This window comes from Lacticaseibacillus camelliae DSM 22697 = JCM 13995 (genome assembly GCF_001436615.1).
Lineage (GTDB): Bacteria > Bacillota > Bacilli > Lactobacillales > Lactobacillaceae > Lacticaseibacillus > Lacticaseibacillus camelliae.
This window is the reverse complement of the sequence record NZ_AYZJ01000029.1, coordinates 75,847-92,525: the sequence shown is the minus strand read 5'-3', so window position 1 is coordinate 92,525 and position 16,679 is coordinate 75,847. Positions and strand designations below refer to the sequence as shown.

The 16,679-nt window shown below is 56.6% G+C and carries 15 protein-coding genes; 4 read left to right on the top strand and 11 right to left on the bottom strand.

The features are described 5' to 3' along the window. Positions 1–408 precede the first annotated feature (408 nt). The 6 genes from FC75_RS06480 to groES form a co-directional block, all read right to left on the bottom strand. A complete protein-coding gene (locus FC75_RS06480; protein WP_054663035.1) occupies positions 409–960 on the bottom strand; it encodes a Maf family protein in 552 nt (183 codons plus the stop codon). Next, positions 957–2,906, bottom strand: coding sequence for a DNA mismatch repair endonuclease MutL (mutL, locus tag FC75_RS06475; protein WP_056989444.1), 1,950 nt, complete (start codon positions 2,904–2,906; stop codon positions 957–959). The genes FC75_RS06480 and mutL overlap by 4 nt, the downstream gene beginning before the upstream one ends. A gap of 4 nt (positions 2,907–2,910) precedes the next feature. Continuing rightward, positions 2,911–5,484: a DNA mismatch repair protein MutS gene (gene mutS / locus FC75_RS06470; RefSeq protein WP_056989443.1), complete on the bottom strand. Its 2,574-nt coding sequence runs from the start codon at positions 5,482–5,484 to the stop codon at positions 2,911–2,913. Positions 5,485–5,688: 204 nt separating this feature from the next. After that, complete coding sequence (locus FC75_RS06465) at positions 5,689–6,039, bottom strand: DUF1827 family protein (protein ID WP_054663032.1); 351 nt, start codon at positions 6,037–6,039, stop codon at positions 5,689–5,691. A gap of 138 nt (positions 6,040–6,177) precedes the next feature. Continuing rightward, entirely contained in the window at positions 6,178–7,806 is a 1,629-nt protein-coding gene (gene groL, locus FC75_RS06460) for a chaperonin GroEL (protein ID WP_054663029.1), read from the bottom strand. Positions 7,807–7,864: 58 nt separating this feature from the next. Continuing rightward, positions 7,865–8,149, bottom strand: a complete 285-nt coding sequence (gene groES / locus FC75_RS06455; RefSeq protein WP_054663026.1) for a co-chaperone GroES — start codon at positions 8,147–8,149, stop codon at positions 7,865–7,867. Positions 8,150–8,304: 155 nt separating this feature from the next. On the opposite strand from groES, the gene FC75_RS06450 reads away from it, so the two are divergent. Then, entirely contained in the window at positions 8,305–8,934 is a 630-nt protein-coding gene (locus FC75_RS06450) for a CPBP family intramembrane glutamic endopeptidase (protein WP_054663023.1), read from the top strand. A gap of 94 nt (positions 8,935–9,028) precedes the next feature. After that, positions 9,029–10,108: an LCP family protein gene (locus tag FC75_RS06445; RefSeq protein ID WP_056989442.1), complete on the top strand. Its 1,080-nt coding sequence runs from the start codon at positions 9,029–9,031 to the stop codon at positions 10,106–10,108. Positions 10,109–10,160: 52 nt separating this feature from the next. On the opposite strand, the gene FC75_RS06440 is transcribed toward FC75_RS06445, so the two are convergent. Next, the gene (locus FC75_RS06440) at positions 10,161–10,823 is read right to left on the bottom strand and encodes a redox-sensing transcriptional repressor Rex (protein ID WP_054663020.1); all 663 of its coding nucleotides are present in this window, start codon (positions 10,821–10,823) and stop codon (positions 10,161–10,163) included. A gap of 203 nt (positions 10,824–11,026) precedes the next feature. Between FC75_RS06440 and FC75_RS06435 the strand changes: the two genes are divergently transcribed. Then, complete coding sequence (locus FC75_RS06435; RefSeq protein ID WP_056989441.1) at positions 11,027–12,949, top strand: ABC-F family ATP-binding cassette domain-containing protein; 1,923 nt, start codon at positions 11,027–11,029, stop codon at positions 12,947–12,949. A gap of 67 nt (positions 12,950–13,016) precedes the next feature. Here FC75_RS06435 and FC75_RS06430 read toward each other — a convergent pair whose 3' ends face one another. Next, a complete protein-coding gene (locus tag FC75_RS06430; RefSeq protein ID WP_054663017.1) occupies positions 13,017–13,427 on the bottom strand; it encodes a MarR family winged helix-turn-helix transcriptional regulator in 411 nt (136 codons plus the stop codon). A gap of 133 nt (positions 13,428–13,560) precedes the next feature. On the opposite strand from FC75_RS06430, the gene FC75_RS06425 reads away from it, so the two are divergent. Next, the gene (locus FC75_RS06425) at positions 13,561–14,118 is read left to right on the top strand and encodes a LysE family transporter (RefSeq protein WP_054663014.1); all 558 of its coding nucleotides are present in this window, start codon (positions 13,561–13,563) and stop codon (positions 14,116–14,118) included. 74 nt (positions 14,119–14,192) lie between these two features. On the opposite strand, the gene tsaD is transcribed toward FC75_RS06425, so the two are convergent. Genes tsaD through tsaB form a run of 3 tightly spaced genes read right to left on the bottom strand, consistent with a single transcriptional unit; the run spans position 14,193 to position 16,467 of the window. Next, positions 14,193–15,215, bottom strand: a complete 1,023-nt coding sequence (gene tsaD / locus FC75_RS06420) for a tRNA (adenosine(37)-N6)-threonylcarbamoyltransferase complex transferase subunit TsaD (RefSeq protein WP_054663012.1) — start codon at positions 15,213–15,215, stop codon at positions 14,193–14,195. Between the two features lie 12 nt (positions 15,216–15,227). Next, positions 15,228–15,761 carry a ribosomal protein S18-alanine N-acetyltransferase gene (rimI, locus tag FC75_RS06415; protein WP_054663009.1) on the bottom strand — a complete coding sequence of 178 codons (534 nt, stop codon included), beginning with the start codon at positions 15,759–15,761 and terminating at the stop codon, positions 15,228–15,230. Continuing rightward, complete coding sequence (tsaB, locus tag FC75_RS06410; RefSeq protein ID WP_054663006.1) at positions 15,745–16,467, bottom strand: tRNA (adenosine(37)-N6)-threonylcarbamoyltransferase complex dimerization subunit type 1 TsaB; 723 nt, start codon at positions 16,465–16,467, stop codon at positions 15,745–15,747. The genes rimI and tsaB overlap by 17 nt, the downstream gene beginning before the upstream one ends. Positions 16,468–16,679: the final 212 nt, after the last annotated feature.

The window sequence follows — 16,679 nt, the reverse complement described above, 5'->3', positions numbered from 1 at the left end:
CTACAACCGTCAGCGCGAGTCGCCCGTCAGCTACCGTTAACCACGGTGAAGCGTCTACTCTCCCGACGCCAAGAAAGCCAACATGCCGCGCACAATGGCCCGCGATCATTTTCTGAACCGGCGGTGGGCCCAGCAGCCGCCAACTGGATGGATAAAGAGTATAGCCGGCACATTCAGCAACATTAACGCGTCAGGGTAGATGATTTGCAGGCTGACCGAAACCCCCGCCTCAATCACCTCATCTGAAAGATTACGCAATCGCCCAGTGCACCGCGCCGTTTTGAAGCGCAGGGAGAACCATCAACTGCGAAGTTCCCACTGTGTCGTCATTGCTGAGCTGCGACGCAAAACGCATCAGCGGAGGCTCGCCGAAAGCAAAAAAAATAAGCCGACAACCACGTCGACTTATCATTTTGACTTTAGCATGCGCGCCAGCGTGCTGATCGGCAGGCCAACAACGTTATAGTAATCGCCTTTAATTTCCTTGACCAGTAGTGCGCCCTGACCCTGAATGCCATAACCGCCGGCCTTGTCCAGCGGCTCACCAGTCGCGACATAATCCGCAATCTCACGCTCAGTCAGCGGCCAAAAGGTCACCTCAGTGGTCACCACGACCTGCCGGGCCGTTTTGTCCGGCCAGCACACGCACATACCGGTGTGGACCTGGTGCGTCTGCCCGGAAAGCTGGGCGAGCATCTTCGCCGCGGCCTCGGCCGTCTGTGGTTTGCCGAGCAACTGACCCTTGAACGCCACCATGGTATCAGCGGCAATGACCGTTGCCCCGGGGTGCCGCTGAGCGACAGTGCCACACTTCGCCATTGCCAGCCGCTGCACATACGCCCGCGGAGGCAGTACTGGCAACGCGCGCTCATCAATTTGCGCCGGTGCCACTGAAAAAGCTGGGACCACTCGCTTCAGCAGCTCCTGCCGGCGAGGCGAGCTGCTTGCTAGAATAATCATTTCGCACCGCCGAAGCTCTGGTGGCTATCCTGAATGCGCTTGAACATTTTCTCCAAGTCAGTGTTGGAAAAATGAACCAGTGTCGGCCGGCCGTGGGGGCAGTTAAAGGGATTTTCGCACTGTGCAAGGTTTTTCAACAGTGCCTCCGCTTGCGGGCGGTCAATGTGGTGGTTCGCCTTGATGGCTTGCTTGCAGCTCATCATGATCGCCGTTTTCTCGCGGAACGAGGCAACCGTCACGTGCCCTTCGTCAAGCACCCAGTCGATGATGGCGCGAATCGTTTGCTCTTCTTCGCCCTTCTTGAACCAAGTCGGGTGCTGACGAACGACAAAGGTGTTCTGACCAAAATCTTCAAGAAAAATGCCGACCCCTTCGAGTACGTCACGCTTGTCGCGAATCGCCACGGCGTCGCTCGCCGGGTAGTCCAGCGTGATCGGCACCAACAGTGCCTGCTCATCCGCGCTGACCTCACCGATCTCACGCCGCAGCCGCTCGTAGTTCACACGCTCTTGGGCCGCGTGCTGGTCCAGCATGTACAGACCGTCCGGCGCCTCGGCCAGCAAATAGGTGCCGTGCACCTGGGCCAGATAGCGCAGCTCGCTTGGAAACCGCTCTTTGGGTTTCGGTTCTGCCACCAGCGTCGGCCGGGCCGAGGTCTCTGCAGCGACCGGGTGGCGGTACTTTTTGTCCCATTCGGCCAAGCGGTCGGGTTCGTCAAAAATCGGCTGGTCGTCTAAATCGGTGATGGCCAAACCGGTGTCTTCAGCAGGCTCATCGACAAATTCTCGGCCAGCCGGCTCAACGGTCCCGTAACCTTGCGAGGACGTCGGCGTCTGCTGTTCACCGACCATACTTGGCGCATCAGGCATCGAACGGGAGGCCTGGTTCAGCGCGATGGTCAGCTGGTCCATGTCCACTGGCTTGTGCTGGCGCAGATTGTGCAAGGCATCCGGAATCAGATTTTCCCGGCCGAGACGCTCCCGAATCGTTTCCGTGAGCAGCGCGCCGAGCTGGTCCTCCTTGCTCAGGCGCACCTCCTGCTTCGTCGGGTGCACGTTGACGTCGACCAGCAGCGGATCCATTTCCACGGCGATCACGGCCAGCGGATAACGGCCGACCATGAGCTTCGAGCCGTAGCCGGCAATAAACGCCTTCATCAGCTGGTAATTCTTGATGTAGCGCCCGTTGATCATCAGACTGATGTAATTGCGCGAGGAACGCGTGGTATCCGGCAAACTGGTGTAGCCGTGAACGCGAAAATCGTTGTCCTCGCCTTGGAAGTCCAGCATGCTCTTGGCCACCGGCACGGAATAAATACCAGCAATGGTCTGCTGCAGATCATTGGTACCGGCCGTTTTGATCACGACCCGGTCCTTATTTTTCAGCGAAAAAGCAATCTCAGGGTGGCCCAGCGCCAGCCGGTCGATGATGTCCAAAATGTGATTGAGCTCGGTGTTCTGCGACTGCACGTACTTCAGCCGCGCCGGCGTGTTGTAAAACAAGTCGTTGACGGTGATCTGCGTGCCCTTGCGCAGGCCCTCAGAGTGCTGGTCCAGCATCTTGCTCCCCTTGATGTGGGCGATGGTGCCAAGCCCGGCCGTCGTGGCTGTGGCCAACGTCACATCGGCAACCGCCGCGATCGACGCCAGCGCCTCACCGCGAAAGCCCAGACTGTGCACGTTAAACAAGTCGCGCGTGCTGGCAATTTTAGACGTGGCATGGCGCAAAAAAGCGGTCGGCACGTCATCGGGCTCGATCCCGCCACCGTTATCGACAACTTTGATGGTTTTCAGGCCCGCCTCCTCAACGGTCACGTCCACTTGGGTCGCGCCGGCATCGATCGAGTTTTCGACGAGCTCCTTCACGACCGAGGCCGGCCGCTCGATCACTTCCCCAGCGGAGATCTGATTGCTCAGCGCCGTTGAAAGCTGATGAATTTTAGGCATACGCTCACTTCTTCTTTAATTGCTTTTGCAGGTCGTACAACAGGTTCATAGCGTCCATCGGCGTGGCCGCCATCAAATCAAATTTTTCCAGCTTTTTCAGCACCGGATTCGCCTTGGGCTTGACCGGCTCAGTCGGGAACAGACTCAGCTGGGCCTCCTCCTCGGCGGGCTTGGCGGCCGGCTGGGCCGCGTGATCCGGCGCCGTGTCTTCCAGGTGCGTCAAGATCTTGTCCGCTCGATCAAGCAGCGAGCTCGGCAGGCCGGCGAGTTTGGCAACGTGGATCCCGTAAGACTTGTCCGCCGGTCCCGGCATCATTTTGTGCAGGAAAACCAGGTTGCCATTTTCCTCGACCGCCCCGACATGGACGTTTTCCAGTTTGTCCAAGCTGTCTGCCAGCGCCGTCAGCTCATGATAATGGGTGGAAAACAGCGTCTTGGCGTGCACGTGATCGTGCAGGTACTCGATGATGGCCTGCGCCAGCGCCATGCCGTCATAAGTCGCGGTCCCACGGCCAATCTCATCAAACAAGATCAGGCTGGAGGCAGTCGCGTGGCTCAGCGCCGCGTTGGCCTCGAGCATTTCGACCATGAAGGTACTTTGCCCGTTGGCCAGGTCGTCTGCCGCGCCAATGCGCGTGAAGATCTGATCAAAAATGGGCAGGTCCGCGTCATCGGCAGGGACAAACGAGCCGGCTTGAGCCATGATGACGGTCAGCGCCAACTGCCGCATGTAGGTACTTTTCCCTGACATGTTGGGTCCGGTGATCAGCAGAATATCGGTCTTGGAATCCATGATCACGTCGTTGGGAATATACTTGGCCTCGCCGAGCACTTGCTCGACGACCGGGTGCCTGCCGCCGTGGATCGTCAGGTCGTGGCTACCAGCGTGCATCGTTGGCCGCACATAATGGTTGTCCTCGGCGACCACGGCGAAGCTTTGCAGCACGTCAAGCCCGGCGATTTGCGCCGCTAGCTTCTGCAGCCGGGCAATCTCTTGTTTGACTTGATCGCGGATCTTCTGGAACAAGTCGTACTCAAGCCCGGTCGCGCGTTCCTCGGCCTCGAGGATCGTGCTTTCCTTGGCTTTGAGCTCAGGCGTGGTGAAGCGCTCCGCGTTGGTCAGGGTCTGCTTGCGCTCGTAGCGATCTTCCGGCACCTTGTCGAGGTTGCTGTTGGTGACCTCGATGTAGTAGCCAAACACCTTGTTGTAGCGAATGCGCAGGTTGTGAATGCCGGTCTTTTCCCGCTCGGAAGTTTCCAGGTCGGCGATCCACTGCTTTGAGTTCGCCTGGGCGTCGCGGTACTCGTCCAGCTGCTTATCGTAGCCGCGCATAATCACACCGCCATCGGTGATCGAAATCGGTGGATCCGGCTCAATGGCGCGACGGATCAAGCCGGCCACATCCTGCACCGGATCCAGGGACTTCAGCAGCTGAGTGAAACTCCCGTCGTCCAACTTCGTCAAGATCTCTTGAATCGTCGGCACCTGGTCCAGCGAGGTTTGCAGCTGAATCAAGTCGCGGCCATTGACCGTGCCGAACGCCACGCGGCCCGCCAGACGCTCCAGGTCATACACCTTGGTCAGGCGGTCCTGCAGCTCCGAACGCTCAAAGTAGTGATCCAGCAGCGTCTGCACCTGATTTTGCCGGGTGGAGATCGCTGCTAGGTCCAACAGCGGCCGGTCGAGCCACTGCTTCAGCAGCCGCCCGCCCATTGCGGTTTTGGTGTGGTCAAGCACGGCCAACAGGGTGTCCCCCTTGCGGCCGGTGCGAGAATTCTTGATGATGTCCAAGTTGGTACGGGCATCCTGATCCATTTCCAAATACTCAGCTGGCGCGTACGCCACGGCTTTTTGAATGTGCGCCAGGCTGCGCTTCTGCGTCGTCAGCAGGTACTGCATCAGCATGGACACGACCTGGACCTGCAGCGGATCGGTCAAATCCTGGCTGACGTAGCTTGCCTCGGCCGACACAACCGCATCCGCGCGGCTGAGCAGCCGCTCGCCCTGGCCGAGTAGTTTCTTGTCGTCCTTGCTCAGCCCGTCCGGCACCACGATTTCGCGGCTGCCCAACGCGCCGAGTTCGTTTTGCAAGGTGAAGCGGTTGTTCAGTGTCGTCACCTTGAACTCGCCGGTCGACAGGTCCGCGTATGCCAGGCCATATTTGCCCTTGGCTGGCACGACGGCAGCCAGGTAGTTGTTTGACTTGGCCTCACCGATTTTGACGTCCATCTTGGTGCCAGGCGTCACGAGTTGAATGACGGCCCGCTTGACCATGCCAACGGCCTTTTTCGGATCCTCCATCTGCTCACAAATTGCGACCTTGTAGCCGTGGTCGACCAGAATATCGATGTACGACTGGGCGGCATGGTGCGGCACCCCACACATTGGGATCGGATTGTCTGCGTTCTTGCTGCGTGCCGTCAGCGTCAGCTCGAGCAGTTGGGACCCCTTGATAGCATCGTCGTTGAACAGCTCGTAAAAATCCCCGATGCGGTAAAACAGGAACGCATCCGGGTACTGGTCTTTGATTTTTTGGTACTGCTGCATCATCGGGGTAACACTTGCTGCTTTCGCCATGACGGGACTCCTTTTAGTTGAAAACTACCTTGTATTTTAACATTTATTAGCCGTCACTGCCGCCGTGATCATTGGCCGCTCACCTGGGCAAACAACTTAATCGGCCGCCCGGCCAGCGGCTAAGGACTTGGCGACGGGGTACGTGTGCCGGGTCTTGCCGCTTGGCTAAAAAAGCCCGCCGAGCGGCCTCGGCGGGTAGGAAGACTATTTAAGCGACTTTTCAATGATCACCAGGTCCTTCACGCGGATCTTTTTGTGCAAATCGCCTTCAATGCGGTCCTTGGCGGTGTGAGAAATCTTCAGTGTTGCGGGATCGTCGCCTGGCAGCAGCGCCTTGAGCACAAAATCGATCTCATCCTGTTTAATATTGCGATGCTCGTGCGTCATCACAATGTCCATCCGATCAAAAGCATCGATCGAGTACACGTGCACCGAGCCTAACGTGTAAAGCCGGAAGGTCTTCACATTACTTTTCCCATACAGGTAACGCATGGTGTAAGGCAGCGATTTGTGCAGGCTGAAGTTCAGGCGGATCGGGTTCTCAATCAGTTTCACAACGCATCAGCTCCTTTTCTTCTAACTTAAATATAGCATACCCGTCAACGATTATTGGGGTCTGTGCCCCGGTGAAAAAAGAAAAGGCGGGAACTCGCTCATTGCGAGCCCCCGCCTTCAAATTGGTTGGAGGTAAAATTACATCATGCCGCCCATGCCGGCGTTAGGGTTGCCCTGCGCAGGAGCTGCTTCCTTTGGTTCCGGCTTGTCAGCCACAACGGCTTCAGTCGTCAACATCAAAGCAGCAACAGACGCCGCATTTTGCAGCGCGGAACGGGTAACCTTAGTTGGGTCGATGATGCCGGCCTTAGCCAAGTCTTCCCATTCGCCAGTCGCAGCATTGAAGCCGAAGCCGGTCTTTTCCTTCTTCAGGCGCTCAACAATGACGGAGCCTTCCAGACCGGCGTTAGCCGCGATCTGGCGAACAGGCTCTTCAAGGGCCCGCAGAACGATGTTGATCCCGGTCTGAACGTCGCCGGACTCTTTGAGGGCAGCAACCGCTTTGGAAGCGTTGACCAAAGCAACACCACCGCCGGCCACGTAGCCTTCGTCAACGGCCGCACGGGTCGCGTTCAAAGCGTCTTCGATGCGATACTTGCGCTCTTTCAGCTCGGTCTCAGTTGCGGCACCGACACGGATAACGGCAACGCCGCCGGCCAACTTAGCCAACCGCTCCTGCAGCTTCTCCTTGTCAAAGTCGGAAGTCGTCTCTTCGATCTGCTTGCGAATCGTTGCCACACGCTCGTCGATTGCTGCCTTATCGCCGGCACCTTCAACAATTGTAGTGTTGTCCTTGGTGACCGTGACTTTGCCAGCTTGGCCGAGTTGATCGATCTTGGTGTCCTTCAGGTCCAGGCCAAGGTCGGAGGTGATAACCGTCGCGCCGGTCAAAGCCGCGATGTCTTCCAGTTGGGCCTTGCGACGATCGCCGAAGCCAGGCGCCTTAACCGCAACCACGTTGAAGGTCCCACGAATCTTGTTCAGAACTAAGGTCGGCAGTGCCTCGCCATCCACGTCATCGGCGATGATCAGAAGCGCCTTACCTTGCTGAACAATTTCCTGAAGCAGTGGCAGGATGTCCTGAATGTTTGAAATCTTCTTGTCGGTGATCAGAATGTATGGATTGTCGAGATCGGCTTCCATCTTGTCATTGTCGGTCACCATGTACTGAGACAGGTAGCCACGATCGAACTGCATCCCTTCAACAACGGAGAGCTCGGTCTGAATGCCTTTGCCTTCTTCAAGCGTGATGACACCATCGTGACCAACCTTTTCCATTGCGTCGGCAATCAGATCGCCGACTTCAGTATCGGAGGAAGAAACGGAAGCAACCTGCGCGATTTCCTTCTTGCCGGAAACTTTGTGAGAGATCTTCTTCAATTCATCAACGGCGGCGTTGGTCGCTTCCTCGATCCCTTTGCGAATGCCAACCGGGTTAGCGCCGGCAGTGACGTTCTTCATGCCTTCGCGAATAATGCTCTGAGCCAAAACCGTCGCAGTGGTGGTCCCATCACCGGCGATGTCGTTGGTCTTGGTCGCAACTTCGGCAACCAACTTTGCACCCATGTTCTCGTAGTGATCTTCCAAGTCAATGCTCTTGGCAATCGTCACACCATCATTCGTGATTTCAGGAGCGCCGTAGGACTTGTCCAAAACAACATTCCGGCCTTTTGGCCCCAGCGTTGTCTTAACGGTGTCAGCCAGCTTGTCGACACCTTTCAACATGGAACGACGTGCGTCTTCACCAAACTTAATTTCTTTAGCCATGTGTTTATTTCACCTCATATTATTTATATAGTTAATGCAGGAATTGCGATGAGCCAAACTAGTCGACAATTGCCATGATGTCCTTTTCGTGCAGGACCAGGTAATCTTCGCCGTTGACCTTGACTTCAGACCCGGCGTACTTGTCGTACAGGATCTTGTCGCCTTTCTTGACGGCCATCGGCAGGCGCTTGCCTTCTGGGCTCAGTGCGCCTTCGCCAACTGCCACGATAGTGCCCTGTTGCGGCTTTTGCTTGGCGTTGTTGGCAAGTACGATGCCGCCAACAGTTTCCTCTTGCTCTTCCTCAACTGAAACGACCACGCGGTCACCTAATGGTTTTAACAAAACGATCCCTCCATATTCACAAAGTTTAAATGTTTAGCACTCATTCGTCCTAAGTGCTAACTACACTAGATACTATACCGAATCAGTTTAGCAATTGCAACCCCTAAGTGCTAATTCTGTTATACTAGGCCCATAATTCTCAAGGAGGTCCTTTCATGTCGTTGCAAAAACACGCGGTGCAGATTCTCAGCACCTATCTAGCCGTCCTGCTGGGCAGCCTGCTCATCTTGCACATTTGGCCCGGAGAAGCTGGCCTGTGGGGCACGACCGCCTTGGCCGTCGCCGGCGCGCTGCTTGCCTGGTGGTTCAACCGCCGGCTGCGGCTGCCAACCGCCATTGAAACAACCGGGCTGGCCAGCGCCGAGACCCGCGTGATCTGGGGCGTGTCCGGAATCGCCATCATCCTGGTTATTCAGCTCATTGGCACCTGGCTGGAGTCCCTGTTGTTCTATGCACCAGCTCCGACCCTGGCACAGGAAACAACCGCCTTGCACAGCGTCCCACTTTACGCGCTGGCCTTGGTCTGGGCGCTGCCACTGCTTCAAGAATACGCGTTTCGGCGGGTCATATTTGGCAACTTGGCCAGTGTCACCGGTGTGTTCGGTGCTGCACTGATCTCGGGGCTGCTGTTTGCCTTAGCAACCGACCCCAGCCACTGGCTGACCGGCACGCTGGTCGGCATTGCTTACGCCTACTTATACAAGCAAACCGGCAGCGTACAAACCCCGCTGATCGCCCACATTGGCGTGCTTGCCCTCACGCTCGGTTATGCCATTTGGAATTGACTAGGAATTTAAACCTCGTTTAAGGTCTGCCGGCGTTCGGAATGACAGGCGTGAACGCGGTATACTGAAGCAAACACATGAAACGAGGACTACCATGGACAGTCGTGTCAATCGTCGGCAGAATCTGCACCCTCACCGCCCCATCCTGAAAATCATGCTCCTGATTGTGACCACCGCGCTGGTGGCGCTCGGCGCTTACGGCTTGCGCTTGTACTCCCAGACCAAATACGCCCTGAACTCGACTTACCAGGGCATCGGCACCGAAGACGGCAGCGCCGGCACTGTTGCCAAGACCATTCAGCAGAAAAAGCCGTTTGCCGTGCTGCTGCTCGGCACTGACACTGGCGCATTCGGCCGCAACGACACCGGCCGCTCGGACACGATGATCGTGGTCGTGATCAACCCCAAGACCCAAACGACCAACATGGTGTCCCTGCCCCGTGACACGGCGGCGAAGATGATCGGCACCAAGAGTTTCAACATGCAAAAGATCAACGCCGCCTACGAAATTGGCGGATCAAAAATGGCCGTCAACACCGCCTCCGCGCTAGTTAATGTGCCCATCAAGTACTACCTCACCGTCAATATGGGCGCCTTGGAAAAAGTCGTCGACGCGGTCGGCGGCGTTGACGTGAACGTCGCCTTTTCCTGGAGCGACCCACACGTGGGCACTTACAAGTTCACCAAAGGCAAAATGCACCTCAATGGTGCCGAGGCCTTAGCATACGCACGCATGCGCCACGCGGATTCGGAAGGCGACTACGGCCGGCAAAAACGCCAGCAGCAAGTGATCAAAGCCATTGTCAAAAAAGCCCTGTCGACCGACACGCTGAAGAACTTCGACCAGCTTTTGAAGACCGTCTCGAGCAACATGCAAACGAACCTGTCATTCGCCGACATGCTGGCCTTGGTGCAAAATTATCGCGGCGCCGCCAAGACCATCAAGTCGACCACGCTCAAGGGCCACGACGCCATGGTTTATCCTGGCCCGGCGTCTTACCAGATTCCATCCACCAAGGAGCTGCAGCGCATCTCAGATCGTCTGCGCACCGCACTGGGACTTTCGACCACACCAATCAGCAACCAAAATGTCCGGGAAAACCGGGCCAATTCAGAATTTAATTGGGATGATCCGGCCGCGCAAAACTACGTGATTTACAACCCGGATCTTTAACGCAAAACAGGCGTGCCACTTCTCACTACGAGAAGGGGCACGCCTGTTTTTTTCAGTCTTCGTCTTCTTCGGTATCCTTCAGCGTCGGGCCGTAGTGGTCCAAGAAGTAGATCAAGGTCTGGAGCTCAGTGGCCAGGTCCACATTTTGCACGCGAACATAGGCTGGCACCGAGATCCGCAGCGGCGTGAAGTTCATGATGCCTTTGATGCCCGCTTTCACGAGGTCATCAGTGATGCCTTGGGCCGCGTCAGTTGGCACCGTCAGAATCACGATTTCAATCTGCTGCTGCCGGAGCTGATCGATCAGGTCGGTCATCGGGTAAATCGGCACCCCGCTTTGAATGGTGCCGGCAAGGTCCGGATTGACATCGAAGCCGGCAGAGATGCGGATATTGTTTGCCTGCCGGAAGTTGTAATTGAGCAGCGCGTGGCCCAAGTTACCAACCCCGACCAGCGCAACGTTGGTCAAGCGATCCTGGTTGAGAATCTTCTTGAAGAACTTGAGCAGATCCATCACATCGTACCCGTACCCCCGCTTGCCAAGGGCACCAAAGTAGGAAAAGTCACGGCGAATCGTCGCTGAATCGACTTTGACCGCCTCGCTCAACTCAGTGGAGCTGATCTTGGTCGTCCCAGAGTTCGCCAAGAAGTTAAGGTAGCGGTAATACAACGGCAAACGTTTTGCCGTCGCTTTTGGGATCATTGTTTCAGCCATAAGTCTCCTCCGTCTCTGTTCACGCCGGGCGCATTTGTGAAAAGCCCGGCATACTTATGTTTCGATAGTAATCGCTTTATGCAATGAAAGCAAGCCCAATGACCTCACCCTGCTCACCTTTTTCACATATACGCAGTTTTGGGTATGGTAAACTGGGAGCAGACGATTCGCGCCCAAAGTGGGCAAAGTAAGGAGAAATCACCATGATCATCATGCAAGCCCAAGGCGTTGGCCGGACATTTAACGGCAGCGACCTATTTACGGGGATTAATTTAGAGGTCCAGACCGGTGCCCGCATTGGCCTGGTGGGCCCCAACGGCATCGGCAAAACGACCTTGCTGGAGATCCTCGCCGGCCTTAATCCGCCGGATTACGGCCAGGTCACCCTGGCCCACGACATTTCAATCGGGTACCAAGCTCAGGACTCTGGGCTGGATTCCGAACGCGGCATTTTTGACGAATTACTGACGGTGTTCGCCCCACTGATTGCAATGGAAAAGCGGATGCACGCACTTGAAGCCCAGATTGCGGACCCGGCGCTGGCCAAGGACCAAGTGGCATTCGACCAAACCATGAAGCAGTATGATCAGCTGCAGCATGATTTCCAGGAACAAAACGGCTACGGCTACCGCGCCGAGATCCGCGGCATTCTGCACGGCTTCAATTTTCCGGAAAACACCTGGGACATGAAGGTCGCTACCCTATCCGGCGGCGAGCGCGCCCGCCTGGCCCTGGCCAAACTGCTGCTGGAAAAGCATGATCTGCTGATCCTCGACGAGCCAACCAACCACTTGGACATCGATACGCTGGGCTGGCTTGAAGGTTACCTTAAAGGCTACACCGGCGCGATCCTGACCGTCAGCCACGACCAGTACTTCCTGGATCACGTGGTGACCGAAATCTATGAGCTGACGCCGTCCATGGCGGTGCACTACACAACCAACTATTCCGGCTACCTGAAGCGCAAGGCGGAAAATAACGCACTTGCTTGGAAGGCCTACAACAAGCAGCAGGAAGAAATCGCCAAGCTGCAGGACTTTGTGGACAAAAACATCGTGCGTGCCTCCTCCACGAAGCAGGCACAGGCGCGGCGCAAGCAACTGGAGAAAATGGTTCGCCTGCCGCGGCCAAGTGGTGCCGAGAAAAAGGTCCACTTTCACTTCTCTGCGGAAAAAACCAGCGGCAACGAGGTGCTGAAAGTCCAGCACGCCACCATCGGCTACGAACAGGCCACACCAATGGCCGGCCCCATCGATTTTCAGGTCAACAAGCACGATCGCATCGCGGTGATCGGCCCGAATGGCGTCGGCAAGTCGACCCTGCTGAAAAGCATTCTCGGCCAGATTCCCTTTTTGGCGGGTGAGGCCCGATTCGGCACGAACGTTGAAACTGGGTACTACGATCAGGATCAACACCAGCTGCACTGGGACAAAACCGTCATCGCCGAAATCTGGGATGAACATCCGACCATGACCGAGCAAAACGTTCGCTCCGCGCTGGCCGCCTTCCTCTTTGACGCCGAAGACATTGAAAAACGCGTCGGCGACTTGTCCGGCGGGCAAAAGGCGCGGCTTGAGCTCACCAAACTCGCACTGCGGCATGACAATTTTCTGATTCTTGACGAGCCGACCAATCACCTGGATATCAACTCCAAGGAGGTCCTGGAAGACGCACTAGCCGATTTTGACGGCACCGTGCTGTTCGTTTCGCATGACCGGTACTTCATCAACGAACTAGCGACCAGCATTGTGGCCATCACCCCTGACGGCTCCGACCTGTACCTGGGCAACTGGGATTACTACCAGCAGAAGTTGGCAGAGGCCAAAGGCGAACAGCCTGAAACGAAACCCACCAATGCCGCGGCCGTCGACTACCAGCAAAGTAAGCAGAACCAGCGCGACCTGCGCAAGGTGCAGCGAGAAGTTGAAAAGCTGGAACAGCAAATTGATGATCTGGCTAAACAGGCCGAACAGATTCAAACCGCCATGGCAGCCCCGGAGGCCCTGAGCGATTACGTCAAAATGCAAAAGCTGCAAGCGCAATTAGACGAGAAGCAAAAAGCCTCCCAGCAGGCAGAAGATGCTTGGGAGGAAGCCAGCCTCAAGCTGGAGGACATGCAGGACTAAAACGAGAAAAAGGCCCGACATTTTGCGGCGGGCTTCGATCACCGAGTAATCGGTGATTTTTTATTGGCTAAAGTTCTTCGACCTTTAGCTTTTTGACCAGCGCGGTCAGCCGCGTTTGCTCCCTTGGCGTCAAACCGCTGAGCAGGTAATCCGACTGCGCCTGTTCGAAGGCGTGCAGGCGCGGATAAACCGCCTTGGCTTTCTTGGTTGGATAAACCCGGCGCAGTCTTTGATCAGTCGCGTCGGCTTTTAGCTCAAACCAACCGGTCGCGACCATTTTCTTGATTGTGCGAAAGGCGGTCGTGCGGTCGATTTGGACCGAATCGGCCAGCTCACCCATGAACATACCGGGTTGCTCACAGGCGCGAATGACGTAAATAAACGCGTTGTTGCCTAGGCCCAACCCTCGAAACTCAGCGTTGCTTTTGGTTTGAATCAGGCGCGTGATGGCCCCAATCTCTCGAATCACATCAAACATCGGCTCGCCTCCCCCTTAAGTATACCGGCCTGACTCGTCAAATGAAACTGACAACTGATTGTATTTGCAATTAGAAACGAGTAAGCTTGACATCATTATCCCATTGCATCTGCAACTATATTTGGAGGCGCCTATGCTCGCTTTTCTCTCGTTTCTCTTAATTATGTCCTTCACCCCAGGACCCAATACCATCATGGCGATGGTCTCGGGGCAAACTCGCGGCTTTGCGCGCAGCCTACGCTTAAACCTCGGCATGGCGGTCGGGATGGGCGTGATCGGCATCGCCGCCGGGCTGTTTGCCGGCTGGCTTCAGCGTGCCCCGACCTTTATCACCGCAATGAAAGTAATCGGCTCGGCCTATCTCGTCTACTTGGCCTATCACGTCATGATCAGTCGCCCCGACGACAACAGCGCCAGCACGGCCAGTTTCACCACTGGGCTGCTGCTTCAATTCACCAACATCAAATGCTACCTGTACTTTATCACCGGGCTGGGGGCCTTCAGCCTGACCGGAGCACTATCGGCGATTCCCCTGCGCTGGGCCTTGATGGTCGCGCTGGGGGCTTTAGGCACGCTGACCTGGACGCTGGGCGGCCAGCTGATCAACCGCTTCTACCACCACCACTTTCACGGCATTAACCTGATTGTCGGGGCTTTACTGATCTTTTCGGCGATCGATCTGTGGCGGTGAGCCAAATAAAAACCACCTTGCTGCCCGAGACACTCCTCCGGCGGCAACATGGTCTTATCGATGATTGGTCACCTTTAAGCGTGCTGAAAGTTCAGGTTCGGCACGGCGTTTAGCGTCTCGTCGGCAAAGTGGTGCTTGGCCAGCTCAATGTGAGCGGCCGCGCCAATCATGGCCGCGTTATCGCCGGTCAGGCGCACTGGCGGAATGATGACGTCAATGTTGGGAAACTCCTTCGCCAGCCGCGCCGTCATGGCCTCGCGCAGGCCCTGGTTGGCCGCGACCCCACCGGCGACCACTAACTGATCGACCGGGTGCTGGCGCAGCGCCTGCACCGTTTTATCGACCAACACGTCGACGACCGCCGCCTGAAAGCTGGCGGCCAAATCCTCGCGACTCAGCTGCTGGCCGAGTTGGTCGGCATGGTGCACAGTGTTGATGAACGCCGACTTCAACCCGCTGAAGGAAAAGTCCAAGTTGTCTTCCCCATCCATTGCACGGGGAAAATGGAACGTATCCTTACCGAGGTGAGCTAGGCGATCAACTTCCTTGCCGGCCGGATAAGTGATGCCAAGCACGCGGCCGATTTTATCGTATGCTTCACCGGCCGCATCATCCCGCGTTTCGCCGATGATGCTAAACTCACCAGGGCCTTTGACCATCACCAGCTCCGTGTGCCCTCCGGACACCATGAGCGCCAGCAGCGGGTAGTGCAGCGGCTTGACGAACCGGGCCGCATAAATGTGGCCAGCCATGTGATTGACCGGGACCAGTGGCAGATGGTGGGCATATGCCACGGTCTTTGCCGCAGTGACCCCAATCAACAGCGAGCCCACCAGGCCCGGGCCGTAAGTCACCGCTACCGCAGTCAAGTCGGGATAATCGACCTTGGCCTGACTCAGCGCCAAATCGATGCAGTCTGTGATCTGCTCAACGTGATGGCGGCTGGCCACCTCGGGCACGACGCCGCCGAAGCGCTTGTGCGAGTTGATTTGCGTGGCAATGATGTTGCTGAGGATCTTGGTGCCGTCCTCGATCACTGCCACCGAAGTCTCATCGCAGCTGCTTTCAAATGATAGGATCAATTCGCGCTTCGTCATGTCATGTCCTTTCTAGTCCAAGGGTTTACGCATATCCATTGCGTCGGCGTGCGTGCTGACGTAATACCCGTGTCGAATCTCGCCATCCTGGAACCCCAGCTTGTGATAAAGGTGCTTGGCCACCGTGTTATCGGTTCGCACCTCAAGGGTGATCTCACTGGGGCCCAGATCATACGCCTTATCAATCATCAACTGCATCAGCCGCTCGCCGATTCCCTGGCCCTGGTAAGCTGGCGCAACCGCAATGTTGGTGACATGCGCCTCGTCTTTGCCAAACCAGCAGCCGATAAATGCCACCATCACGTCGTCATCAAACAACACTAAATAAAGTGACCGTTGCGTTTTACGCAGCTCAGAGATGAAGGCGATACGGTCCCATGGCGTGTCATGATAAATCGCTTTTTCCATGGCTAAGGCCGCGTCGATGTCGTCGTTGGTCATCCGCCGGAGCTGATAGGTCTGTTCACCCACCCGCATCGTTTGCGGGGGAAAAGCCAGCTCAACTGGCGGTTCGTGGTCGAACCACTGCTTAAACTTTCTGAACATAAGGTGCGTGCCCCTTATCGTCATGCGTCTTGAGCCAATTAGTCTCCGCCTCGGTGAGCCGCAGGTACCGCGGCACAAAACTGGTCACGTCGACCGGCGACTTGTTAGCACCAAGCAGCGCTAACCGCCCCGCTTGCGGCAGGTTTGAAAGTGAATCGACAAAATGTGCCGATGCCCCAAGTGTCGCCTTGATCGGGTCGGCAAACTTGGCCACGTCACTGCCGACAAAAGTGCTGGGCTGGCGCAGCAGCTTGAGCTCCTGAAGCAGCTCAGCCAGTGCCAGATGCCGATCCTCGACCACATTGATCAACTCGCCGTTCAGCCACTGGTAAACGCCGGCAAACACGTTCTGCCGCCGCGCGTCCATCACCGGGACGATCAAGTTGGTGGTCCATGTCACGCCAGCCGCCATCACCGCGAGACTGGAGACGCCCACCAGTGCCAACTTAAGGGTGTCGGCCAACGTTTTAGCGGTGGTCACGGCGATTCGCACCCCGGTATATGAGCCTGGCCCGTCTGCCACAACGACGCGATCAAGGTCAGCCGGTTCAAGACCGCTGACGGTCATCAACCGGTCGATGGTCGGCAGGAGTTGCTCGCTGTGCGTCTTCTTATGGTTTAACGTCGATTCCGCCAGCAGTTCGCCGTCCACCATCACTGCGACGCTCATCGCGCGATTGGACGTGTCCATTGCCAGGATTTTCATTGCTGTGCCCCCGTTTCTAGTCGGTCTTTATTCTACCATTGAATGGCTATTTGCCAACCCGGCAATGCGCCATGACGCTGAGAACACGCAAAGGGCACCATCCCTTGCGAAATGGTGTCCCCTGCCACCAGGTGTAACCCTGGTGGCTTTTATTGCAGGGTTGCCCCTGCCTGCTATCCCAACCGCTGTCACCAGGGCCGGTCGCTTTATTT